At 55.6% G+C, this 24,278-nt stretch carries 17 protein-coding genes and 3 pseudogenes; 11 read left to right on the top strand and 9 right to left on the bottom strand.

Annotated elements, in window-relative coordinates:
• Positions 1–25 precede the first annotated feature (25 nt).
• The 3 genes from BOP93_RS12465 to BOP93_RS12455 form a co-directional block, all read right to left on the bottom strand.
• On the bottom strand, positions 26–1,429 hold the full coding sequence (locus BOP93_RS12465; protein ID WP_104502859.1) for a PLP-dependent aminotransferase family protein: 1,404 nt from the start codon (positions 1,427–1,429) through the stop codon (positions 26–28).
• A gap of 34 nt (positions 1,430–1,463) precedes the next feature.
• Positions 1,464–2,888: a hypothetical protein gene (locus tag BOP93_RS12460; protein ID WP_104502858.1), complete on the bottom strand. Its 1,425-nt coding sequence runs from the start codon at positions 2,886–2,888 to the stop codon at positions 1,464–1,466.
• Between the two features lie 702 nt (positions 2,889–3,590).
• Positions 3,591–4,613 carry a zinc-dependent alcohol dehydrogenase family protein gene (locus tag BOP93_RS12455; RefSeq protein ID WP_104502857.1) on the bottom strand — a complete coding sequence of 341 codons (1,023 nt, stop codon included), beginning with the start codon at positions 4,611–4,613 and terminating at the stop codon, positions 3,591–3,593.
• Positions 4,614–4,879: 266 nt separating this feature from the next.
• Here BOP93_RS12455 and BOP93_RS12450 point away from each other — a divergent pair, with 266 nt between their 5' ends.
• From BOP93_RS12450 to BOP93_RS12410, 8 genes are all read left to right on the top strand, one after another.
• Positions 4,880–5,794: a LysR family transcriptional regulator gene (locus tag BOP93_RS12450; RefSeq protein WP_104502856.1), complete on the top strand. Its 915-nt coding sequence runs from the start codon at positions 4,880–4,882 to the stop codon at positions 5,792–5,794.
• Between the two features lie 368 nt (positions 5,795–6,162).
• Positions 6,163–6,462: a His-Xaa-Ser system protein HxsD gene (gene hxsD / locus BOP93_RS12445; RefSeq protein WP_034103415.1), complete on the top strand. Its 300-nt coding sequence runs from the start codon at positions 6,163–6,165 to the stop codon at positions 6,460–6,462.
• Positions 6,459–7,946 (top strand): His-Xaa-Ser system radical SAM maturase HxsB, encoded by a 1,488-nt coding sequence (gene hxsB, locus BOP93_RS12440; protein ID WP_104502855.1) that lies wholly within the window; start codon positions 6,459–6,461, stop codon positions 7,944–7,946. Before hxsD ends, hxsB begins: the two co-directional genes overlap by 4 nt.
• On the top strand, positions 7,946–9,181 hold the full coding sequence (gene hxsC / locus BOP93_RS12435; RefSeq protein ID WP_104502854.1) for a His-Xaa-Ser system radical SAM maturase HxsC: 1,236 nt from the start codon (positions 7,946–7,948) through the stop codon (positions 9,179–9,181). The genes hxsB and hxsC overlap by 1 nt, the downstream gene beginning before the upstream one ends.
• Positions 9,178–9,786, top strand: coding sequence for a His-Xaa-Ser repeat protein HxsA (gene hxsA, locus BOP93_RS12430; RefSeq protein ID WP_104502853.1), 609 nt, complete (start codon positions 9,178–9,180; stop codon positions 9,784–9,786). Before hxsC ends, hxsA begins: the two co-directional genes overlap by 4 nt.
• 316 nt (positions 9,787–10,102) lie before the next feature.
• Positions 10,103–11,878 (top strand): SIR2 family protein, encoded by a 1,776-nt coding sequence (locus BOP93_RS12425; protein WP_104502852.1) that lies wholly within the window; start codon positions 10,103–10,105, stop codon positions 11,876–11,878.
• A 612-nt stretch (positions 11,879–12,490) separates the two neighbouring features.
• Positions 12,491–13,078: a hypothetical protein gene (locus BOP93_RS27790; protein WP_237140414.1), complete on the top strand. Its 588-nt coding sequence runs from the start codon at positions 12,491–12,493 to the stop codon at positions 13,076–13,078.
• A 113-nt stretch (positions 13,079–13,191) separates the two neighbouring features.
• On the top strand, positions 13,192–14,160 hold the full coding sequence (locus BOP93_RS12410; protein ID WP_104502850.1) for a toll/interleukin-1 receptor domain-containing protein: 969 nt from the start codon (positions 13,192–13,194) through the stop codon (positions 14,158–14,160).
• A gap of 65 nt (positions 14,161–14,225) precedes the next feature.
• On the opposite strand, the gene BOP93_RS12405 is transcribed toward BOP93_RS12410, so the two are convergent.
• Positions 14,226–15,068 carry a hypothetical protein gene (locus BOP93_RS12405; protein ID WP_104502849.1) on the bottom strand — a complete coding sequence of 281 codons (843 nt, stop codon included), beginning with the start codon at positions 15,066–15,068 and terminating at the stop codon, positions 14,226–14,228.
• Positions 15,069–15,070: 2 nt separating this feature from the next.
• Positions 15,071–16,393, bottom strand: coding sequence for an AAA family ATPase (locus tag BOP93_RS12400; protein WP_104502848.1), 1,323 nt, complete (start codon positions 16,391–16,393; stop codon positions 15,071–15,073).
• Positions 16,394–16,579: 186 nt separating this feature from the next.
• On the opposite strand from BOP93_RS12400, the pseudogene BOP93_RS12395 reads away from it, so the two are divergent.
• A pseudogene (locus BOP93_RS12395) lies at positions 16,580–16,765 on the top strand (transposase); the annotation flags it as partial.
• Between the two features lie 178 nt (positions 16,766–16,943).
• Here the strand turns inward: BOP93_RS12395 and BOP93_RS28180 are convergent.
• The 3 genes and pseudogenes from BOP93_RS28180 to BOP93_RS12380 all read right to left on the bottom strand — a co-directional run.
• Positions 16,944–17,146 (bottom strand): annotated as a pseudogene (locus BOP93_RS28180) (IS3 family transposase); the annotation flags it as partial.
• A gap of 466 nt (positions 17,147–17,612) precedes the next feature.
• Positions 17,613–18,684, bottom strand: a pseudogene (locus BOP93_RS12385) (IS630 family transposase).
• A gap of 164 nt (positions 18,685–18,848) precedes the next feature.
• A complete protein-coding gene (locus BOP93_RS12380; protein WP_157943497.1) occupies positions 18,849–21,884 on the bottom strand; it encodes an HD domain-containing protein in 3,036 nt (1,011 codons plus the stop codon).
• Positions 21,885–22,117: 233 nt separating this feature from the next.
• Here BOP93_RS12380 and BOP93_RS27550 point away from each other — a divergent pair, with 233 nt between their 5' ends.
• Together BOP93_RS27550 and BOP93_RS12370 are read left to right on the top strand one after the other, a co-directional pair.
• A complete protein-coding gene (locus BOP93_RS27550) occupies positions 22,118–22,549 on the top strand; it encodes a hypothetical protein (RefSeq protein ID WP_162303205.1) in 432 nt (143 codons plus the stop codon).
• A 151-nt stretch (positions 22,550–22,700) separates the two neighbouring features.
• Entirely contained in the window at positions 22,701–23,042 is a 342-nt protein-coding gene (locus tag BOP93_RS12370; protein WP_205885800.1) for a hypothetical protein, read from the top strand.
• A 631-nt stretch (positions 23,043–23,673) separates the two neighbouring features.
• Here BOP93_RS12370 and BOP93_RS12365 read toward each other — a convergent pair.
• Positions 23,674–24,192, bottom strand: a complete 519-nt coding sequence (locus BOP93_RS12365) for an SgcJ/EcaC family oxidoreductase (protein WP_104502846.1) — start codon at positions 24,190–24,192, stop codon at positions 23,674–23,676.
• Positions 24,193–24,278 lie beyond the last annotated feature (86 nt).

The following is a 24,278-nucleotide window of genomic DNA, read 5'->3' as shown; positions in this document are numbered from 1 at the left end:
GATCAATACAGAAATTTCATACACCTCAAACCTTCGACTGCTGCAGTGCCCCGGCCAACGTATCCAGGGCGATATCCAGGTTCGGATGACCGCTGAATGCGTGACTCAGGCGCATATGCTGCTGATGCAGGCCGCTGAGGCTGAACAGCTCACCGGGGGCGATCACCACCTGTTGCGTCACCATGCGCTGGAACACTTGATGCATATCCACCGCCACCGTCGACTGCAACCAGAAACTGGCGCCGGCACCCGGCATTCGGTAGCTCACCCGGCCCTCCAGACGCTCATCCAGGCGTTGGCTCATGGCGTGCGCTTGCTCGCGCAGCCGCTGGCGTAATGTCTGCAAATGCTCGTCAAACCGCCCATTTTCGTACAAGCGGGCGATGGCCCGCTGGCGGATCGACGACATCCGGAATGCACGCAACAGAAATTGGCGCTGCAATTCGCTGCTCAGTTGCCGCGACAGCACAAAGCCGAACGGTGCTTCCGGGCCGAGGATCTTTTCGAGTGACGAAAACACCATCAGTCGCTCCGGGTTGACCAGGTGTCGCAGGGCCGTTGGGCACGGCACGAAGCTGAGCTCACCAAAGGAGTCATTCTCCAGCAGCCAGCAACCGAATCGATCCAGCAGATGGGCCACCTGCAACTGCTCCTGTACCGACAACACGCTGCCTGACGGCATGCTTACCACCGACGAGAGCAGCACCAGATGCACCGGCTCGTGGCGCAGCAAGTGTTCAAATGTCGTCAAATCGAAGCGGCCATCGGCGTGCCAAGGCAATTCGATCACCCGCACGCCGGCGCCCTGCAACAGGCGCAAGACCCGATAATCGCAGGGTGACTCGACGACCACTACCGTGCCCTTGAGGCCCAGGGCGTCAATCACGATCTCCAGGACACCGCGCAGGTCCGCGCCGATATACACCTCGTCCGCCTGCCAGCAGCGCGTGGGCGACGAGGTATAGCGTGCCGCCAGCGCCGCGCGCAGCTCCCAGACGCCAGCCGGTTGCGAGCGGGTTTGCAGATGGTGCGGATAACGACGAATCAATTGGCGCTCCAGCGTGAGCAGTGCGCCATCCAGTGAGCCCAGCAGTGCCGGTTCATCGCCACTGAGCACCACCATGGCCGGCCGCCGCGTTGCCGCATACAGGCGCTCGAGCAGGTCGGCATCATTTGTCATTTGCGCATGGGTGGCTACGGGCCAGGCAAAGTAGCCGGACTTGGCCACCGAGTAGATCCGGCCCTCTTTCTCCAATATCGAGTAAGCGTACTGAATCGTCGAGATCGACACCTTCAACCGGATCGACAGTTGCCGCAGGGAAGGCAGCTTTACCGGTGTTTCAAGACTGACTTCATTGATCAGGTTGATCATGTAGCGGTACACCGCCTGATAGGCAAAATCCGCCTGTCGTTCTCCTCGCAGCTTCATGAGCATCCACCCGGGTGTGCACGTAACGGCACGCTTAACGTCCCGACAACTGTGCAATCTGCGCCTGCGCCCGCATTCCGCGCCGCTTGCGCGCCTGGGTGGCGCGGCCCGCCCGTTGCGGCCGTTTGCGGTACAAGTGCTGCAGAAGAGCCAATGGCAAACCACTGGTATCAATCAGCCATTGCTGCAACATATCCGCAGCGGGCTTGCCCTGCAGCGCCTTGTGCAATTCAGGAAGCCCTACCAGCATGCCGGGGTGGCATTGACGCAGGTAACCCTCCAGGCGTTCGCCGTGATGAATGAAGGGTGAGAACAACAGGCAAGTCAGTTGGCCCTCGTCCAGGCCAAAGAATCCCCTGGCGCAGGTGGTCGACAACACGCGCCCATCGTGGCTGCCCATCTCGTCGATCAGGCTCTCCGGGATTTTTCGACGGCCCATCGCATCCCTCGCCTGGCGCACAAACGCTTCGACGCCCTCCTCGTAGGACAACGCCCGCAGGCACTGGGCCTGCAGCCCATGCAGATGGGCCATGAGCAATGGGTTGGGATAGTCAGGATGACTGAAGTGAAAGTCGAATGGATCCGGCTTGTGCGCCAGGAACTCGGTGAGCAGCGGTGCCGAGGCGATATCGACCTCCTCGAGCAGGTCGGCCACCCCGATATAGGCCAGATGGCGATGTCCGCCACGGCCAGGGTGGTCGGCCTCCACATATTGCTCGCCATAGAGATCGCGGTAGCAACCGGTACTCCACTCCTGCATGCGCGCAAACAGGATATTGAGCGACGCGTGCCGGCGCGGCGGCACGGTGACGCCCGCGCCCAGGGCCGCGCGCTTGAGCCAGGCCAGGTATTGGCTTTGCTTGCGCGGCGAGTCGCCGCTGACCACGGCGTGTACGCCGCCATTCCATGTGCTGGCGCGTTGGCAGAAATCCCCCAGGGCCAGGTAAGTATCGTTGCACAGCGTGGCGCGCACATCTCCGGACGTCAGGTGCCCGATCATCAGCATATTGCGCTGGCTGACCTCACGACCGACGCTGGATGCGGGCCGCTGATGGTGGAAAGGTTGCACCTCCTGGTTTTCCACCATCAACAGCTCCACGCGAGGATCATCGTGGAAAAACAGCGCGCTGTAGCCCTCATTCAGGCTGTCGAGTGTCGCCTGGGTCATTCCGGCATGCCGCAGCGTCGCTACCCGCAAGTGAAACGTCTTGGGCGCACGGCCAGCGATGCTCAACTGCGCCGCCCGCAGCAGTGCCAGGGTATAACTGCTGACCTCGCCGCCGCCGTGGGCGATCAACACTTTGTAGTCAGCCACTTGTTCCATACCGCCCGCCGCCACCACTATGCGCTGGATCAACAATTGAAGTGCAGTCCTTTCGGCACGAGTGAAGTGCCCCATCAAACGTTGCAGAACTTGCTGGTACACATAGTTCATGGCTTGTTCGTGAATTGCGCTCATCGTTCTACTACCTGAGTTGAAATATCAGTTTCAAAGCAACTTTTTAATGTCGTTGCCTGGCCCATTACATCTGTAGGTTTGTCTTCCGCTGGAGGGCACAGAGATGATTAAACACTAGCACCTGGCAACAAAATCACCGGGACAGGCACCTGAGCCATGTACAACCAAACCCGTGCACAGACGCGGCAATCCAGGGCTTCGTGTGGTCACGCCGCATACCCTAGGAATATTCTGACAATTTCCTACAGCGCTTTAACTAATAAACTAGCGAAACTTCCGACAAATATTAAATCACTCATTTAATCCTGCTTCGTGCAACAAGATTGGATATTCCGAGTGCTTTTCGGCCGCCAGGGTATCGCTTGGTTAGTTCGCTGATGCAAGACAGTAATGTGCAATAGCTAATCATTGCTCAATCCTTGAGATGATGGTGAAGCGACAATTATCGGCGCTCAAATAATGATTAATAGATACAGAACAACGCAGGAAAGCAGTTCAGATGACCCGCCGCGCGAACTTCAGTAACGCCCACATGACAACGCCGCGCTGGATTTCAGGGCGGCGTAAGGACCAAAGGCATTGTTTACAGGGCGCGGCGCCCTCGGTGTGGTTCAACCCTGGCGTTGGTTAAGCCCTGACAAATGGCGCATCTGCCCTATACGCGCAGACACTGGAGTATTCATTTGCGAATACTCCTACAGCTCAAACAGCTTCAACCTGCAACGCAACCCGTTCGCGGCACGGGCATTCGTCCATGTAGCGATGGGCTTCGACGAACTGGCTGAACGGAAACACCGTGGTTTTCAGCGGCACCAGCACCCGGTCGGCAGTCAGTTGGTTGATATCACGCAAGGCACGCTGCAACGCGACCTGGTCCTGAATGATGCCCAGCTCCGGCTTGCCGGTGAAGTTGCCGATGCAATGCACGAAGAACTGAATATTCTTCTGGAACGCCGCGCATGCCGGGAATGGCGTCTGATTGCCGCCTTGCAGGCCGTACAACACCAGGCTGCCGCGTGGCGCCAGCACATCACCGAGCAGCGACATCTGTGGCCCGCCGAGGCCGTCGAACACCACATCGACGCCACGATCACCGGTGATTTTGTTGATTTGCATGAGCAGGTCCTGCTCTTCGGTGACGATCACTTTTTCCGCCCCAAGGGACAGCAGATATTCGCGCTCGGCGCTGTCCTTGGTCGCGGCAATCACTCGTACACCCAGCGCTTTGCCCAGTTGCACAAACGAAGGCCCGGCGCAGTGGCTGGCATCGGTGACCAGGGCGAACTGCCCGGGCTTGACCCGTGCCAGGTCCATGTAGGCAAAATAGGCAATCAGCAGCGGCGTGTAATGCACGCTGGCCTCGATGGGGCTCAAGACATCCGGGTAACGGGTCAGGGCCGAACGCGGCAGGACGATCTGCTCACCATATACCGGGTAATCGTTAGGGCTTTCGGCGGGGAAACTGGCGACCTTGTCGCCCACCGCCAGGTCGTCCACGCCCTCGCCCAAGGCGACCACCACACCCGCCATTTCATGACCTAGGCCGGACGGCAGACGCGCATGGGATGACGCCAGGTTCTGGCGCCATAGAATGTCATACCAGCTGATACCAATCGCGTCGACACGCACCTGCACTTCGCCCGGTGCGGGCTGCGCGGCTGCATGCTCTTCGCATTTGAGCACCTCGGCCGGACCAAACTTGTGAAAACGAATCGTGCGGGACATCGCAAACCTCGTCAAAGTAACCTCTAATGCCATGAACTCTATCTGGGCTTTACGGGTAAGGCCACCGGTCGCCATTAATAGTCGACATGCCTGTCATTGATTCGCATGTGAGGAATAGACCTCAGCTAACGTAGGAAAACTCAATTATCCGGTGCAGAGTACCAGCCTTTCCCCGTAAGATTCATGCCGGTCATGCTTCGGAGTGGAACCTCGGAGGTTCTTGATGGCCGCTCTCGTCAAGTTAGCTGACTCTTCCAGGACACAAGATGAACCGTAACGACCTGCGTCGTGTCGACCTTAACCTCTTGATCGTATTCGAAACCTTGATGCACGAGCGCAGTGTGACCCGCGCCGCCGAGAAACTGTTTCTCGGCCAGCCAGCCATCAGCGCGGCCCTGTCACGCCTGCGCGGGCTGTTTGACGACCCGTTGTTCGTACGCACTGGACGTAGCATGGAGCCGACGGCCCGCGCCGTGGAAATCTTCGCCCTGCTCTCCCCGGCGCTGGACTCGATCTCCACCGCCGTCAGCCGCGCCGCCGAGTTCGACCCGGCCACCAGCAACGCGGTGTTCCGCATCGGCCTGTCCGACGACGTGGAATTCGCGCTGCTGCCGCAACTGCTCAAACGCCTGCGCGCCGAAGCCCCTGGCATCGTGCTGGTGGTGCGTCGCGTCAACTACATCCTGATGCCCGGCCTGCTGGCTTCTGGCGAGATTTCCATCGGCGTCAGCTACACCGCCGACCTGCCGGCCAACGCCAAGCGCAAGGTACTGCGCCGCAGCCTGCCCAAACTGCTGCGCGCCGACAGCGTGCCCGGCTCCTTGAGCCTGGACGACTTCTGCGCAAGACCCCATGCCTTGGTGTCGTTCGCCGGTGACCTGAGCGGTTTTATCGACGAAGAACTGGAAAAACTCGGGCGCAAACGCCACGTGGTGCTGGCCGTTCCGCAGTTCAACGGCCTGGGGACCCTACTGGCAGGCACCGATATCCTCGCCACCGTGCCCGATTACGCAGCCGACGCGCTGACCTCGGCCGGTGGCCTGCGCGCCGAAGACCCGCCGCTGCCGGTACGCTCGTTCGAACTGCACATGGCCTGGCGCGGGTCGCAGGATAATGATCCGGGGGAGCGGTGGTTGAGGTCGCGAATTCAGATGTTTTTTGGCGACCCTGAGAGTCTTTAGACGTCGTCTGGCAGGCTGTTCGGCTGATCATTTCTGCCTTTCCACAAACCATGGAGCTCCATTCATTTCCGGTGGATTGCTACATTGGGGGCACATCTGAGGGCATGCGTTGGATGGTTTGAAAAGGATGCCCCCAACCTAAGGCCAAGCAGGCTATTGATGAGGATAGGTCTGACCGGACTCTCTGCGAGTTGCTATACCGGCCTGAGATTTTCAGCGAAACGGTGAACATGCAGCCGATGAACATTTGATGATTCTTCGCATTCACACTGAATAGATGCGTGCAAATGTAAAAAATTATGATGGCATAATGCCTCGGAAAGCGGCAATATCCATACGTTCCCAACGGATTTTAAGGAGCGGTTCCGATGACATGGCCAGTCACGCTGAAGCTCGATATCTCAGCCTACCCGCTCAGCGTGGTGCAACGCGCCGCTTATTCACTGGCCGACACTGTCGCAATCCAGATCGGTATTGAAGCCAATCAAATTAGCCTCACGGCCCACCCCGCTGAAGCAAGGTTAACGCTTTCCCCGGAGCAGGCTCACTCACTGATCCTCCAGCACCTGAACGACTTCGCCCTGCGCGACCATATCAACCGCGAAACAGCAGGGTTACGTGAAATCCTGGCCCGAGCCGCGCTCGCTGGATGTGGGATTTCCCAGTGACACTGATTGCGACAGACGCCAAGCACTACCGCTTGCTGCCTTTTCGATTCATGCGCATGAACACGGGACAAGACCGTGACATCCTACTCACCTCCGATACCGGTGAGTACATGCACGTGAACGACGCGCAATTACGAGCCCTCAGTTACTTCGACGTTCAAGCAAGTACGCCTTTTTACAAGGACCTGCTGGCCCGCCACTTCATCTACGAACCAGGTCGCCACGACCCGTTCCCGGAAATGGCCGCGCAGTATCGCAGCCGCAAAGACTTCCTCTTCCAGGGCCCTGCACTGCACTTGTTCGTGGTTACATTGCGCTGCAACCACACCTGCCAGTACTGCCAGGTGTCGCGGGCCCCTCTGGGCGGATCCGGCCACGACCTGTCGGAAGCGGATGCACAGGCGGCGGTCGATCGCCTGTTCGAATCGAACGCTCCCGCCCTGACTGTGGAGTTTCAGGGTGGCGAACCGCTTCTGGCCTTCGAGCGCGTCCGCCAGATTGTCGAATGGGTCGTTGAACGGAACGTGGTCGAACAACGGGATATCCAGTTCGTCATTACCACCACGCTGCACCACCTGACGGAGGAAATACTCGACTTCGCAGAACAAAATCGCATCCAGTTTTCGACCTCGCTCGATGGGCCGGCGCCCTTGCACAATGCCAACCGCCCTACCCCGTCACGAGACTCCTACGAACGCACTGTAAAAGGCATCCAGTGGGTCCGTGAGCGCCTTGGCCATGATGCAGTTTCCGCGCTGACCACGCTGACTTCAAGAAGCCTCGAACAACCTGAAGCGATCATCGATGAGTATGTAAGCCAGGGCTTCTCCAGCATCTCACTTCGGCCTCTGAGCCCTTATGGATTTGCCACCAAGAGTGCCCATCGACTTGATTACCCTATTGAGCGATACCTGGCCTTCTACAAGAAGGCACTGGCCTATTTGCTGCATATCAACCAACAGGGCGTATACCTCTCAGAGAGTTATGCGAGCTTGTTGCTGAAGAATATCCTGACACCCTTCTCCTCCGGCTATGTAGACCTGCGCTCCCCCGCTGGCGCAGGCACTGCGGCGCTGGTCTACAACTATGACGGTGACGTCTATCCCTCGGACGAAGCCCGAATGTTGCTGGAGATGGGTGAAGACGGCTTGAGGCTCGGCACCGTGCAGCAACCCTTGTCTGAATTACTCGCATCGCCCGTTATGAATGCGTTGCTCGCCAGTGGTGTAGCAGAGGCGCTGCCGGGATGCTCCGATTGCGCACTTGTCCCGTACTGTGGTGCTGACCCCGTCGAACACTATGCCCGCCAAGCTGACCCGATCGGACACCGAGTGTTCAGCAGCTTCTGCAAGAAGAACATGGGGCTGCTGAAGCATCTTTTCGGCCTGCTTTGCGATGGCGACGACAACGTGCAGAGGGTGCTGCTGTCTTGGTTGAACAGGCGCTCTTACAACGATGTCCGGTTCCCGGGTTACAGGGGCTGATGGCGATGCTGCGCAAAGATACCCACTTCGAAATCCTTCACCTGAATGAGCCGAAACTGCTCAAGGTCATCACTCTGGATGAGTTCATCGAACAAGGCCTGGCTGTTTGTGCTGGAAGCGCTGAGTTCGGTGACCTGCTGCTTTGGCTGCCAAACGAAGAACGGCTACGGAGCCCGCATCTGCTCTCATTACCAGTGGGTGGATTCCTGATCCCGGAGCCATTGATCGGCGACTTCGACAGCGCGCGGCCACACCTGCACACCCCTAAAGATGCGAATGTCGTGCAGCCCGGCGATGTCATTGCCATCACACCAGGCAACGCGATGGTGCGAGTGCTCTATCGACGAAGCTCAGACAACAACCTGCTGTTCATGACCGATCGTTGCAACAGCCTCTGTCTGATGTGCTCGCAGCCGCCCAAAGATATCGATGACCGTTGGCACATCGAGGAGAACCTACGGCTGATCGACCTGATGGACCCGGGCGAGGAAAATCTGGGAATCAGCGGCGGAGAACCAACGCTTTATCGCGACGGTCTGCTCGAAATCCTGGCCAAGTGCAGAGCCGTTTTGCCGCAGAAATCTATTCATGTGCTCAGCAACGGGCGTCTGTTCCAAGACCCGAGCTGGATCGCAGCGCTCTCTGCCATCGGCCACCCTCAGTTGAGCTGGGGCATCCCGCTGTATGCTGACAATGCCGAAGACCATGACCATGTGGTGCAGGCTCCAGGCGCGTTCAGCGAAACCCTGCAAGGTCTTTACAACCTAGCGCGGGCCAACCAGATCATCGAGATACGCGTGGTGCTCAATCGCCTGACCACGCCACGCTTGCCCGAGCTCGCCCACTACGTGTTCAGGAACTTGCCCTTCGTGCGGCATGTTGCGCTAATGGGTATCGAAAGTACCGGCCTCGCCAGGAAGAACTACGAAGAACTATGGGTTGACCCGCTGGACTATCAAGAGTCGTTGAGCCAGGCCGTGTATTTCCTTTTTAACCGCGGAGTGCCGGTTTCGATCTACAACTTGCCCCTGTGCCTGATCCCGGCCCACCTCTCGCGTTTCGCCCGCCAGAGCATCTCGGACTGGAAGAATCTGTTCATCGATACCTGCCAACAATGCGCTGCCGTCAAACATTGCTCTGGCTTCTTCAAATCCCAAACCGACCGCTGGCAGAGCCGCGGCGTACAACTACTATCGACCGAGGCCTTTAGCGCCTATGCAGGGAGCGCACAGTGAAATTGCTCGACCGCTGGAAAGTCCTGATCAGTGGGATCAGCTTGCTGCCAATGGCAGGTACCACCCTGGCACAGGCGGGCCATCTGTCGCTCGCCGATGCGAACTGGCAACCCAACGACAAGCTACAGCCCCCGGTATTTGCCGATACGCTCAATGCGCCAGACACCGTCAACATCTATGCGGCACATCGCTCGCACAGTTCACACCGGTCCCACAGCTCGCATAGTTCTCACTACAGCGGCTCGGGTGGCTATAGCGCACCTCGCTACTACAGCCCACCCGCTGCCAGTACCCGAAGCTACAGCGCGCCGAGCTCTTCGAGCAGCACCTCAAGCAGCAACAGCCTTTATCAGTCGTCTGGCACTACCAGCGGGATAAGTTCGAGCACTTCAAAGAACCGCGCGACCAATGAGCAGAAAAGCAACCTGGTCACCCGTGTGCAGACCGCACTGATGGTGCGCCAGTATTACCAAGGCACCATTGATGGTGTGATGGGCAAGGCGACACGTGGTGCGTTAATGGCTTTTCAGATGGACAGCGGGCTGACCGTGAATGGCCGGATGGATACGGCATCGCTGAATGCGTTGGGTATCAAGATTCCATAAGTTGTTGGCGCTGATGCGATTTTGACGCAGGCTACCGGAATTCATTGACCCACCCGAGTACTCAAGAAATGATTACCTTGCGGGTGATTTCGGAGGCTGCGTGTGGGTCAGTCAAAATCAGCAACCTGGGTCAAAATCGCATCAGCGCCGACAATCATGGGCCTATCTTGCACCGCAAATAGGTCGATTGGCTGGAGATGCAGCAAGTCGTCACCAGCCACCGTCGCTGCCACCGACCGACACGGATCTGACTACTCTTAGATAAGCCGATGCTCGCGCAGAAACCTCACCTCCCCGCTGAAATTTAGGAATGTGCATGACTGCTGCCATCAGTGATTCAACAGCTCAAATCGCGTTTTCAATGTTTGAAAACAAAGGCGTCTACGCAGTGCTTCTTGGCTCGGGGGTATCACGCTCGGCGGGAATACCGACCGGCTGGGAAATCACCATGGAGCTGGTGAAACGATGGGGCATAGTGTCTGGTGCCGGCGAACAGGAAGATTGGCTCGCGTGGTACGTAGGTCAAACAGGAGAGCAGCCCAATTACTCCACGTTGCTCGAACGCCTGGCGACAACCCAGACTGAACGGCGAGCGATCATTCAAGGCTTTCTGGAACCTAGCGAAGACGAGTTAGAGGATGGCCTTAAACTGCCTACCCCCGCACATCGAGCGATCGCTGCGATGGTCAAAGCGGGTTATGTGCGCGTGATCATCACGACGAACTTCGACCGACTCATGGAAAATGCACTGCGCGATGTCGGCGTTGAGCCAACTGTCGTCAGCTCAGAAGACACCCTCGGAGGAGCGGAGCCACTCACTCATGCGTCCTGCTACATCCTGAAGATCCATGGTGATTACAAGGATGCCAGGATCCTCAATACCGATGGGGAGCTGGGGAAGTATCCGCCAGCGTTCAATACGTTGCTTGACCGCATCATCGATGAGTTTGGGCTGATCGTCGCGGGCTGGTCAGGTGAGTGGGATCATGCGCTGAGGGCGGCGTTTTTGAGGGCGCCCTCCCGTCGCTACCCGACCTACTGGCTTTCGCGAGGAAAATTGAGCGAGCGTGGCCAAGAGCTCATCACTCAGCGGCGCGCCAACGTCGTGACGGGCCTGGATGCCGACACCTTCTTCGATGGGCTGAACCTCAAACTGGAAACCATCCAGCAATCCCGCCTGCAGAACCCAGCCGGCATCGAGCTGACTCTCGCTATGGCCAAACGCTTTATGGCCAGACCCGAACACAGGATTCAGCTCGATGATTTAGTGACAAGCCAGGCTCATCAAGCGATCAGCCATCTGGCTCCTCTATTCACAGAACGACCTCAGGGCAGCACGTCCAAGGACTTTACCGATCTGGTTGAGATATACGAAGCGGCCATCGAGCCACTAGCACGCCTTTGTGCAGTGTTAGGGCGATGGGGTGCAGGTGTTGAGCATTCGATCGTTTTGGATGCGATCAAGGGCCTGCACACTGCGTCTCAGGTCGAGCAGTCAGGCTGGGTAGCTGGACTTGCATTGAAGAGTTACCCGATAGCACTTGTTACCTATGCGTATGGCATGGGACTTGTACGGGCCAATCGCCTGAGCGAGCTAAACGAGCTGTTTAACACGACCCTTATCAACCGGCGCGAAATGCCTTCCCCTGTGGGAGTTGATCTATCACCGTTCTACGTTGAGCGAGCCAATGGCCTGCTTGAATTATGGAGGAGCTTCGAAGACCAAAGTAGAGCTCTTACCCCCTTGTGCAACCGACTCCATGACCGTCTTGCGCCTCGGTGGGCGCCTGACTTCGCAGGTCTGCAGGATCACGGGCTGCTTTACGAACGGTTTGAGTTTTTCAGTTTCCTGTTCTTATGCGAGCAACGCGGAGTCAGTGAAGAATCGCTCGCGGATGCGGTGAAAAACCACGATTTCAAGAGAATCGCATTGGGCCGGCTTTCCTGGCATTCAGAGACCATCAACCGCTTCGCTCACGAATATGCGGCCGAAGAGTACAGGGCCCCGCTGCTGGCAGCAGGGTTCGCACTTGGGTCGCAAAGCTACCTGGAGCAAATGCTTGAAGGACTGAAGCGGCTGTCCAGGTACTGACGCCTCACGCATTCCAATTAATGCAAATACGATTCAAATGGGGTACATGCGTTTGCTGCTGAAAACCTAGGACAAGTTTGGATTCTGGCAGCGGGCATCGAGGGAGGGTGATTTATGCGTTCTTCATCGGGTCACTGCCACTCCTGAACACCTCACCAGAAGAGGTGAGCGTTTTGGTGACCGCGCTACTGCCCCCCGAGCTCATGGCTTACTACGTGTACCTGCTCATAGCATTCGCTATCGTCAGCATCTTCACGCTTAGGGTGACGTTTCGATCCTTTCACCTCATTGGAAGGTCGCGGGAAGTGCACACGTTCTTCATCAACGTAGGAGGTAGCTTGCTGACTGCCTGTAGGGCTGCGTTGGGGGCGATGATTGGTGATCTGCTTGTATGGTGATACCGAGCAGTTGATGACGTGAGTGCAGGAGGAGTACATGCAGTGATCAACTACGCCTCCTTGACCCTGATGTTCTGCATTGGCCTTGCGTGGACAGATGAGACCCGCATACCGTTAGTAGCTACAAATGATGGTGGCTGCTAGCAACTCCAGCACAAATGCCTGGCGCGCGGTCATCACGTGGGTTAACCCAACGACAGACTGAGAAGCTCTGATGACCAAAAACCTCTGTCCCTGCAAGCCCGAGTTTTCGGCCAATGGCTACTTTTTGGCCTGCGACGGTACCAAAATCAAGAATGCTAACAGAGAGAAAACGCTGAATAGCAATCTGCTCCGGCGCATTCCTAGCTGGGAGGAATACCTGAGCTTTGATGGCGCCCATTGCCACCAGCTATGGGCGAAGCTTGATGATCATTGGCGATGCCCGTGCTGCGAACGGACACGATACCAATTGCTACGTTGGACGATGCTTTACCCGAACAAACCGCACAGGCGAGAAGGCTGGGCTGTAGGTCTCCATACTCACCATGACCATGGAACCGACCCTTACGTACGAAAACCGCTTCCTGGAGAACCTCATCGGATCACCACATTTGCTCCCGTCATCATCTGCGAGCAATGCAACAGTGCTGACGGCACGGTTAAGAGACGCCTAGGCCTTCCACATTCCTTTACATTTGCGCCACTTGAGATCCGTCAGTTCGTGTGGCCAACGCCTCACGGCAAGCACATCATTCATTACGAGCGAGCCAAAACGATCTACGACCATGTCACGACTCGAGCACCGTTGTTTTTTGGCTAACAGGTTCAACTGAAGGGCATCCAATCAGCAGTCAAACCAAGCCCACGTCTGTACTTCGCAGCCAAGCTGCCCGTAAGATTGACATCGCACCTATCCGAGTAGGAGTGACCCTTTTGCCGAACGTGTTCTTTTCTTATTGCCATGCTGACGAGGCGCTGCGCGACCAGCTGGAAAAGCAGCTTTCGATGCTCAAGCGCCAAGGCGTCATTGAGACTTGGCACGACCGCAGAATCGGAGCAGGTCAAGAGATCGATGTTGCCATTGATGATCACATCAACAGCGACGAAATTATCCTGTTGCTGGTAAGCCCCGATTTCATCGCTTCCGACTATTGCTACAACATCGAGATGGCTCGCGCGATGGAGCGCCATGCCGCTAAAGAAGCGACTGTCATTCCTGTGATTCTTCGCCCATGCGATTGGCATCATGCCCCCTTCGGCAAGCTGCTTGGTACGCCCCAAGATGGTAAGCCAGTGACCCTTTGGCCTGATCGGGACGAAGCATTTTTGCAGGTTGCGAAGGAGGTTCGGAAGGCCGCCGAGCGACGCAGCCGTGGCCAACCGAACACTGCTCCGCGAGCTGAACGCAACGATTTCAATGGAGGTTCAGCGCCCTCCCTTATCGCCCCGGCTGGCCCTAGGTCGAGTAACCTTCGAATGGCTAAGAGCTTCACCCAGCTGGACAAAGACCGCTTCTTGCTCGACAGCTTCGAGTACATCGCCCGCTATTTCGAGAACTCGTTGCTGGAGCTCCAAGCGCGCAACTCAGGGTATGAAGGGGTGTTCCGTCGGATAGATGCAAATCGCTTTTCTGCGAATATCTACAAGGACGGCCACGACGTTGCAAAAGCGGCAGTGTTTACCGGCGGCCAGATGGGCGCCGGTATCTACTACAGCCATGGAGACTCGTTTGGCGGCGGCTCGTACAACGAGGCGCTCACCGTAAATACGGACGACCAATCCATGTACCTGAAGACCTTCGGCATGGCGTTCCACACTCGGCAAGACCAGAAGCTTTCCCAAGAAGGCGGTGCCGAGACGCTTTGGGGCCTTCTCATCGCACCGCTACAACGCAATCGGTAAATCATTGCTGGGTGCGAATTAGCCAGAACCCAGGGGGCACCTGGCCTTGACGCTAAATAGAGACATCAATCAAGCAACCCCCACTCTCTCAAAAAATAGCGTTTCATCCCAGCAAACGGCTTATCGTCCGAAGCATGCAATCGAACACGCGCCAGCAGATCTTTTCTTTTTTCAACAGTAAAGTTTGCACCCTGAAAAACAAGCGCTAAAGTTTCAAGCTCATAATACGCATTCCACCTGAGCCTTAGTAACTCTTCTCTATTCAGCCCCAACATATCAACAGCTGCATCCACTACCCTAGTTGATCTAGCAGTAGAGTTTGATACCAACCATACTTCCTTTGTGGCCGGCTTCGGGTCCCACGAAAAGTCCAGCTCCGGATCGTTCAAGTAGGGATTTAGAAGATTCGCATCTTCGACCAAAAACAACCCAGACACATCTAGATCACTCGAAGTCACCGGATCAGGACAAAGACTTTTTATCAACTGGGCAAGCGCATTAGAGTCAGTTGGCAAAATAGTCGGAACTACTGGAGAGGGAAGTTTAGGCCCGGAAACAAAAAAATTATCCCCCTTATAGACCTGATTGCACACCTGACAGCTGAACGTATAGTTATCATAACAATAAGCCAACCACCAATACTCACTTTTCGGCCGAAAATGCTCGACATCACCATGAGCTACAACCGCTGTATCCGCCTCACAATATGCACATTTACTGTGAGACTCTTTTTTTAATTGCGGCTTGGCCTTACGCCAAACCTGACGGTTCTTGAACTTAAAACTTACTTTCCCAGTAGCGCCATCCGAATAATAATAACCCAGTAACTTGCTCAATTTTTTCTGGAGGTATGACCCCGTATAACCTTCTAGTCCTTTTCTGGTTCTAATGCGGACAATTTTAATCATCCCTAGCCCTCCAGGCTTTTAACAACCGCCCGTATTTTTGAGGCAGACACAGAGGGACGCTTTTTGCCACGACTGATAGACGAGCTTATTTGATCCAGAAGTTTTTTTTGAGCCAACGCGTACTCAGGGATCACATCCCAATCCGGAGCATCCTTCAGAACCTTTTCCATTCGATGAAGCTGTTGTTGCTCGACAGTGCTTAAGGGGGCGGATCTGGCACTCAGTTCCCGAACCACAGTGCGGGCTTTTTCCACCTCCACGGAATCCAAAGTTTCCAATCCGAACATGGGGCTCATTAGCAACTGGTGCAGCATCATTTTTCGAGGTTCACCCTGGAACGGAACCAAACAGGGGGCATTGGTTTGCCCGTCTCGACGAATCACATAGAGTTCACCTTCCCCGCTTTGTTGAGCTGTCAACGCTGAGTGTGTCGTAGCAATGAACTGGAAATTTGGCAACGTCGTGGAGAGAAAATCCACCAGACGACGACGCCACACTGGATGGAGATGCAAATCCAGCTCATCAATGAGCAACACCCCCCGAGCTAGCAGGGGATCTTTCCGATCGGGAAAAGCTTCAGTCACTCTAAAAAGAAGATCCCCGCACCACGCAGCCATGTTCTGATATCCATCAGATAGCTGACTCAAAGGTACTTCACCGTCTACAGTTTTAAAAATAATTTGCCTCAGGTCTCTATCAATACGCGCAAATTCCATACCTGGAAGGAGTTGATTCAATGCCTGGCTCACCGCACCAATTGATTTTCTACCTTTGCGATAGTCAAGATCCATTGCCCATTGCTCCAAGGATATAAGCGAGGCGTCAGGAGAAAACATAGTAGCCAAGCCTTGGGCGCGAGGATTACGTGATCGCTCCTCAGGAAAAGTTGATCTAGAATTTGCCAAAGTTGGTCTTCGTGAAACGCCGTAACCGAGCACAAAATAATTTCGCTCTGCCTTAAACAAGGCATTATCCAACGCCTCTAGAGACGCATGATTCCGATTGAAAATACTTCGAATTCCATCACCTCGGTGAATCTCTAAAGCAATTTCACGAACCTCACCTTTCGCGGTAACTAATGTGCCTTCAATTCTGCACTTTTTGGCACCATTACGGATCCAGATGTCTGGCTCCCCCAAAAGCTCTGGCAAAGCATCACTCCCGGAAAGCAGTAATGCGATAGCACGTAGCACAGAGCTCTTTCCGCACCCGTTTTCACCCAACAAAAGAGTCCAACGCCTTGCTTTACTTCTAGGCGATCGAAAGTCAAGCTCGATAGACTTTATTGAGCGTACATCATGAAGTGCAACTCGTACTAAAAACATCTGTCCCCCTTCCAGTGCGTGCCTCTTCAGTTTACACAAGTTTCAACTGACTCATTGAGCATTTCATGATAGCCGCTTTGGACTCTCACTCTCGCACAACGGAACACATAGCTTTCTGTTGACAGTGTACCAGTACAATCAGCGCGCGCCTCTCCGAATCGTCCTCCACAAGCCGATGACTAACAGATGCTCAATGGCGTGTTCTGGATGTTTTGCTCCGGTGCGACCTGGCGAGTCATGCCTGAGCGATACGGCCCTTGGTCTACTGTTTATCAGCGGTTTAGACACTGGTGTAGCCAGGGCATCTTCGACAAGATGCTCAAGCGCCTACACGTCAAACTCAACACTCAAGGTCTGATCGACCTGGGCACCTAGTGTATTGACTCAACGGCATTCAACCAGGTCGAAAACACAATCAGGCCATGGGCGCTTGGGTCTTCGAACTGGCTCTTCGCAGGATCACTGCGCAGTGGTAAACGGGCGGCGGCGATCATGAGCCTGATCCAGTCGGCGCGCATGAGTGGGCACCCCTACCACCTTGGTATTCCCCCCGGGGATCCCCCAGTAGTCGTTGAGCTTTTTTAGCAGCACCAGCAACACGGCTGTTTCTGCCAGCGCCTTCTCTTTGCGATGAAGTTCGCTCTCAAGCTGCTGGATACGTTTCTTGTCCTTGCGTATCTGCTCGCGCTCTTCCTTGCTCAGGACTTTCTCGGGCTGCATGCCGCGGATGAAGGACTGCCTGTTGGCGCTGATGCGATTTTGACGCAGGCTACCGGAATTCATTGACCCACCCGAGTACTCAAGAAATGATTACCTTGCGGGTGATTTCGGAGGCTGCGTGTGGGTCAGTCAAAATCAGCAACCTGGGTCAAAATCGCATCAGCGCCGACACGAATAGGTCTCCTGGGAACTCGCCGGGCTGCTGCCGACGCATTGCAGCATAAAAATACTGCAACGCAACGCCGAAGCAGGATGAGGACTGTCACAAGAACATTAAATACTGACTTCAGGGCGCACACTGAAAGCTAGCCAAAGCCACACTGGTGTTTATCAGGAATCGCCATTCACGATCGCTAGCACAGCCGATGCAAGTGGGGGCACAAATGGGGGCACAACTCTTTTTTTTCGACCTTAAATAACCGTCCTAGAGCCATGTCAAAATGTTCTTCGGCTTGCCTGAGAGTCTCTAGTGTGGTGTTTCAGAAGTACCACTGAAAAATCACTTGCCTAGCGCTCGTGCTGCACGAGCGACTGAGGCGAGAATATCTTCTGCCTTCTTATGCCACCGAAACGGCTTCGGATTCTGGTTGTACGTTTCCAGGTAATACTCAATCGAAGCTTCTAGATCTTTGACGCTAACGTGTGCTTGCCGCTTGATCCATTTCTCGCTCAGCGTTGAGAAAAAGCGCTCGACCAAATTCAGCCACGAGGCCGACGTCGGTGTGAAGTGGATGTTGTAGCGTGGAAGCGCCGCAAGCCAGGCTCTGACTTTGTCGGTCTTGTGCGTTGCGTAGTTATCCATGATCAGATGAATCGGCATTTCAGCAGGTACCGACGCATCGATCTCTTTCAGAAAGGCAAGAAACTCTATGCTGCGATGTTGACGCCTCAAGCGGCCGATGACCTCACCGGTTGCTACATCTAGAGCAGCGAACAGAGAGGTCGTACCGTGTCGTTTGTAATCGTGCGTGCGAGTTGCAGGGTTGCCCGGCGATAGGGGTAAACCAGGTTGCGTGTGGTTCAAGGCTTGAATCTCACTCTTCTCATCAACGCATAGCACCAAGGCTCTCTCGGGCGGATTCAAGTACAGCCCAAGGATGTCGTGGACCTTGTCGACAAACAACGGATCGGTGGAGAGCTTGAAGGTTTTTTCCAGATGCGGCTTGATCCCGAACGCGTGCTGATACGCATGATGCTGGCAGGAGAAAGGCCCGTCTCGCGGCTCATGCGGCGCGTACTCCAGTGACTGGAGTCGTCGGGCTTACCTTGCAATATCTGATTTACTACTTGTTGAACCTGCTCATCCGAAATCGTGCGTGGCCGGCCAGAGCGCGGCTCATCGTTCAAACCCAACAATCCCAACTTAGCGAAACGCTGCCGCCACCGCGATACGACATCCTTGCTGGTACCCAAGCGCTGTGCAATGTCATTGCCAGATTCGCCGGCTGCACAAGCGAGGACTATTTCGGCCCGCAGACGTGCATCCTGGGGCCTTTACGGAGTTTGACCCGACGTAGCAGCTCCGCATTTTCAGTTTCAGATAGGGTAATGACAGTCGCTGGTCGGCCCATGTCGATACACAACTCTTGATGAGTGGGTTTCTACAGAGCCTAGTCCAAATTTTCAGCGTTACTTCTGAAACACCACACTAAGTGTCTGGCTCGAAAATAAGCTGTTCACTTTTGACGGCGAATTGGGCGCTCGCCAAAAGTGAACGTATTTCCGAGACAGGACACTAGCAGCGGGCTTTTTGCCAGGCGTCCGAGCATGCCATCACGTCGAGGTTGATGAAGTCGGCCAACGACTGGTAGGCCTCGCGCATTTCTTCACGGGTCATCGGTTGCTTCAGCTTGCCTTCGGTCCATTGGCAGATTCTCTGCAGTTGTTCGTCATCGAAGCGAACCTCTGCTGGGCCATAATCATTGGAGCCAACAAACAGCAAAGGTACGAGAACCCTGTCTTGAGAGAGGTCATGCTCAGCGAGGTTGAACAGTCTCAAGTCGACATCCGCTCTCAACGAGAGACGTTCAAAAGCCTTGCCTGGGTTCATGTAGTACCGTGAATTTCCGCCGGATGAATGCAGCGCCTTATTAAGAAAGTACGCCAATGATTCCTTATCCAAAGGTTCTTGATAGTCAGTGGCGAACTGAAAATAGATCCTGCCGATTGTACTACCATCTTCAAGCCCGATCATGTCTCGGTAATGTTCAGACGGTGGGCAGTAGATGACTTTTGCCGAAATCGAATGCCCTGGGACTTTTAACCACTCTCTAAATATCAGGTCCCCCATGGCTTCAAATTCATAAGGAAGTATACGCAGGCTTTCCAGGTGATCAACCGCATCCACATAGTAATCCTCAACCCAGAGTTTCCACGTTGGCCGACTATAAAACTGCTCTATAGTCGCTGGCTGACGGCCCGGCCTAAAACCCTGCCACGTATCCCTGAACTTTTCGGACAACACCCCCCAGCGCGGACCATAATAGGCCTCCATTTCCTTCAGGAAGATCGAGTAGTCTATTTTAGTGCAGTCAAGCTGCTTGAATAATTGCTCCTTCAGCCCCTGTGCCAGATCAAACTCAACGGTGTGATAAAGCGCCTCAAGCACCGCTCGCCTAAAAGCTTCTCGTGCTTTTTTCGACAATGTGTCGCGATTAAAATCCAGCCATGTTCCCGCACCACCGGAAACGAGATTGACTTCAACATTGACGAGAGGGAATGAAATGGAGTCGGTATCAAAGTGCTGCCCGCGATAAGCTGCGTAAAAAGTTTCCTCTTCCTGCTGCGTAGCAACAGGAAGAGGCTTGTAACGAATCTTGAGTTGCGTATCTTTCATGTCGATGAATCGCCATCCCTCGGCTTTGCCAGACTTACCTCCCGCATAGACATCCGCGATATCGAACCGTCCTCCTTTCGTTACCAAGGTGCCGTCTATTTTTATCAGTGGATCATTTGCAAACTCCACTACCTTGTCGAAAAGTTTTCCCGCCTCATAGGGAAATGACTCATCCAGCAAGGGGTCTCGCTTGCGTGCGATCCTGGCGGCTACCGTGTCCCTGTCTTCGCCGTCAGACCACCAGTGCTGTGTGAACGCATCCAGCTTGAACCTCAAGGTCATCTCGGTCCCGTAGGGTTCAGCGATATCTTCAGGCAGCTTTCTCAGCAGTACGAGCCCACGGTTGGGGCCCGAAGGCTTGTGCATGACGATGTCGAATATTTCGTTATTGACGACATTTTTGGTGCGCACATTTATCTCGTTGCACAAGATGAATGCGCTGTGCAGGCCGATACCGAACGCTCCGGAAGGTTTCGCCCACTCCGGCATTTGCCAAATTTCCCTCTGGCGCTGCTGATTCCGTTGCGAGCCGCCAATGCTCAGCATGAACTCCAGGTCGTTTCGGGTGATACCGGTACCTTTGTCTCTGATGCGCAACTGCCACGTCGTCAATGCAGAGTCGGCATCCTGCTCGGTATCGAGTTCTTCCAGCGTGACTGTCACCGCATGCGCATTAAAGACTGTTTTCAGCTTCTCGCACCCTGGTTGTTTCCAGTCCAGTGCAGGATCATTCCTATGGGTCAGCCAGACTTTCAGCAAGGTCGCGTCCACCGCATTCTGCAACAGCTCACGGATACACGCGTACTTGCTGCCATAAAGGTTCTTGCCCTCAAGCAGTTCGGTGACCTTTTCTGAGTCCAGTGAGAACGCCGGCCTTACGCCATCCTTCAGAATCTGCAAGTTTCCTTTCAACCGCACAGTAATCGGCCCCAGCATGGGCAACAACCCAAGCTTCCTGCTCGGCACAATATCCCGCCAGTTGTTGCGCTGGTTGCTGACCTCCTCCTCCAGCCAGCTGAACCATTTGAACGCTTCCATGTAGCCATCCACCGTCTCGCACTCGGCCACCAGCTCGATACGCTCGGGGTCGAGGCGCAAGTGGCGCATGCCGGCGTGCTTGTCTTCGTGGGCCTTGCTCAGCGCCGGGCGGTGTTCGCCGGCGATGCCCTGCATTACCGGGCAGAAGCGGTTGTCGTCTAGGTCGAGCAAGTCGCCCATACGCAGCAGGCAGGCGACGAAGCGTGGGTGGCAGTCATCTTTGCCCAGGCCGGCCTCACGGAATGGCAGGCCCTCGGGGGCCAGCAGGTCCTTGAAAGCGGCACCGTGCATTTGGCAGATACGCCCAAGTACTCGGATGAGCCTGGCCGGGATCAGTTCGGTGCGTGGCGAGCTCAGCCCGATCGAGGTCATCGGCGAACGCACAATCTCGGCCGCACGGTCAGCGTGTTGCCTGCGGAACCATTCGGCCAGCAGTTCGCGCAGTTTGCCCAGCATCTCCACCGGGCTTTCGCAATCGAATATCAGCCCGGTGTCCGAACGGGACTTGAACGCGCGTGCAATGGCGTTCAGCTCGTGGTAGGGCTGAGCACATATCCCGTCGATATATGCTGCGAACCCTGGTTCGGCGATGGCCTTCTGCAGGTCGGCATGGGGTACTACCATGCCGATGTCGTGCCAGTAGGCCGCTTCCAGAATCAACCAGGTATCCGTGGCGGACAGCAGCCTGATGTTGTCGCCTAGCAGCCGCTCGATGTTGATCAGGATCTGCTTGCTGTGGGACTCATCATGTCGACTGTAGTGCGGGAACAGCCCACCGATGCTCTGCAAGGCCTTGGGTATCAGCTTCTTGTCGAAGTCCCACTGACTGGCCAGCAGGCTCAGTGCCGAATGTTTGCCCGCTTTTTCCTTCAGGTGCTTTACCAGCAGATCTGCCATGAAACATCGCTCTCCGGTCTGTCGTCTTGCAACCCAGGCGCTTACAGCCTCTGGATCCAAAAGCGCTACTTTATCTGCATAATGGCGCATTGGCATATAGCTCGTAGGTGGGCTGCCGCATCACACAAGTCCGTCACCACAGGCAACCGCGCCTGGCTGTATATGCAAACGGAGCAGGACTGCGACACACTGGCTATTGAAGTCGCCAGCGTCAGAAACTGCCTGCCGACACTGTGGCAGGTCCTACTGGCCACCAGCGAACTACCCGCGCAAACACCACCCAGCGGGTGTTCGGCGATGCCGGCACCGAGGGCTTGTGCGCCCCCTCCCAGGCGGCACTGGCGCGCCTGACGCAGTTGGCGGCCTTTTTTACTGAGCGGGCGGACGACCCGGGCGCAACCTACTGTCGCCAGTTGCAAGGGGCGGTGCTGTGGTTCGGCCAACTGCTCGCGCGCGATTTTGATGGCGCCCCATGCCTGTTCAACGCCGACCTCGACGAGGTCTCTTGGCTGGTAGATAACGACCCTGACGGTTTTAACCGGGCCGTGCGCCAGGAATGCAACGAACGCTGGCTGGCATTGTGCGAAGGCCGAGACAGCGTATATGCCCCTCGCTCAGAACGTCGAGCGCATCGACGCGGACCCCAGGGTTTCCCCGGAAGCTGATTTCGATCTTTTCTTCGCCAGTCAAAGGGAGATGCAGCGCTGATAGCTTACCGGCAACGTACCGAGCGCGAATTACATTGCCAAGGCCAGGGCAGCAAGGGAAGCGCTCAACGACCGAGATGCGCTCGCTGCTTCTCGCCAAGCCTTGGAGATGCTGAGCGAGAAAGTTTGGCGGTGGCTTGGAAGTCATGGCCAAGGCGTGTTGAATCTGATGTTGGCTGGCGTCGGTGCCGAGCCTGCGTTGAGAAATCTATGCGAAGCGTTGGTCAAGAAATTGGGAGATGCCCAGATGTTCCACCATGCGAACAGAGAGCCACTTCTTGCTGCGTATAGCCGCATTTTGGGTATTCCAGTCAATAATCTTGTCTGGACCTACCTGAACAAAGGCACTCATGAGGAGGCAGACCGCGATGACTTTGACGGGGAACTTGTCGAGGTCGTTGTCCAAACTCTTGAGGAGCTAGACCGCCTAGATCTGCGAGGCGGACGCTAGCATTCGTTGCGGCGTACGCTTGATCTCGGCTGGGAGTAATTGACTTCAACTATCGGGGCGAGTGCACAGGCACGCTCCTTTATCAATAGACTTCTCCCAACACAGATATTACGGCAAGCAGCGTAAGCAGCTAGCCGTAATATCTGTCGCTGAGCTATGACACACCGGACACCGAATGTGATTTGGTGTCCTACCAGGCGCTTAGTGCCCTGCCCTAGGCGACCAATCATCCAGGCATCCCCCGTGCAAGCCGAGTTTGACATACATTGAAAGCCATCGCCGACCACCCTGCTCCGCCTCAGAGATCGCCAATCTCGATCGCCCGCATATCCCGCGCTACTGGGGGCAAAACTGGGGGCACATTAGAATTTTTTCCGCCTGAAAACACCGTCCTAGAGCCAAGTCAAAATGTTTTTTGGCGACCCCGAGAGTCTCTAGGCGTCGTAAGACAGTCTGTTTATTTGATCATTTCTGCCTTTCCCAGCTTCTGCCCGCAGAGACTGCCTATCGTTCGGCCCGTAAGGCGGGCAGAGAAAGGTAAAGCGCTCGATGCGATTGCTTGCCCGATCTGACGTGGCGCAAACGCAAAAAAGTCCACACCCGCAGGGACGTGGACTGTTTGAATCAGCGGTTACTGCTTGGCGTGTTTCACCTGCACTTCAGGCATTGCCGAGGAGTGGTGGTTGAGGATTTTCCATTGATCGCCAACCTGCTCGTAGACGAAGGTGTAGCGTGCCTGCACGTGGCGGATCTTGCCGTTCGCCTCGGTCAGGGTGAAGGTGTAGACCCCGCTGTCCATCGCCACGTTAGTACCCAGTTGGCGGATCTCACGGTAGTTGATCTGGCCTACCGGCTTGAGCATCAGGAAATGGTTGAAGTAGTCCGTGATCTGCTCCGGCGTGACACGCACCTGGTTGGACACCGTCGGCTGCAACACCGCGCCCGGCGCATACAAGTCAACCACTGTCTTGACGTTACCGGTCTGCAAGGCGCTGTTCCAACGGTCAAACAACCCGGCAATTTCACGGTCTTTCGCATTGGCAGGCGCCTGGACCACTTCGCGGTAGACATAGGGTGACGTTTCGGCAGCCTGCACGAAGGGGGCGCTCAAGGCGAAAAGCACGGCGATCGACACGGTTTTGAAGTTCATTGGGATGCTCCTGTTGTGGATGAGCACACTTTGCCAATCGCCTGCCTGCCCGCCATCGGCCAACCGGAGTTGTTTAACTATGCCAT

The organism is Pseudomonas orientalis, from assembly GCF_002934065.1.
GTDB classification, from domain to species: Bacteria; Pseudomonadota; Gammaproteobacteria; order Pseudomonadales; family Pseudomonadaceae; genus Aquipseudomonas; species Aquipseudomonas orientalis_A.
The sequence above is the reverse complement of the archived record's forward strand: the minus strand, read 5'-3'. Positions and strand labels throughout refer to the sequence as shown.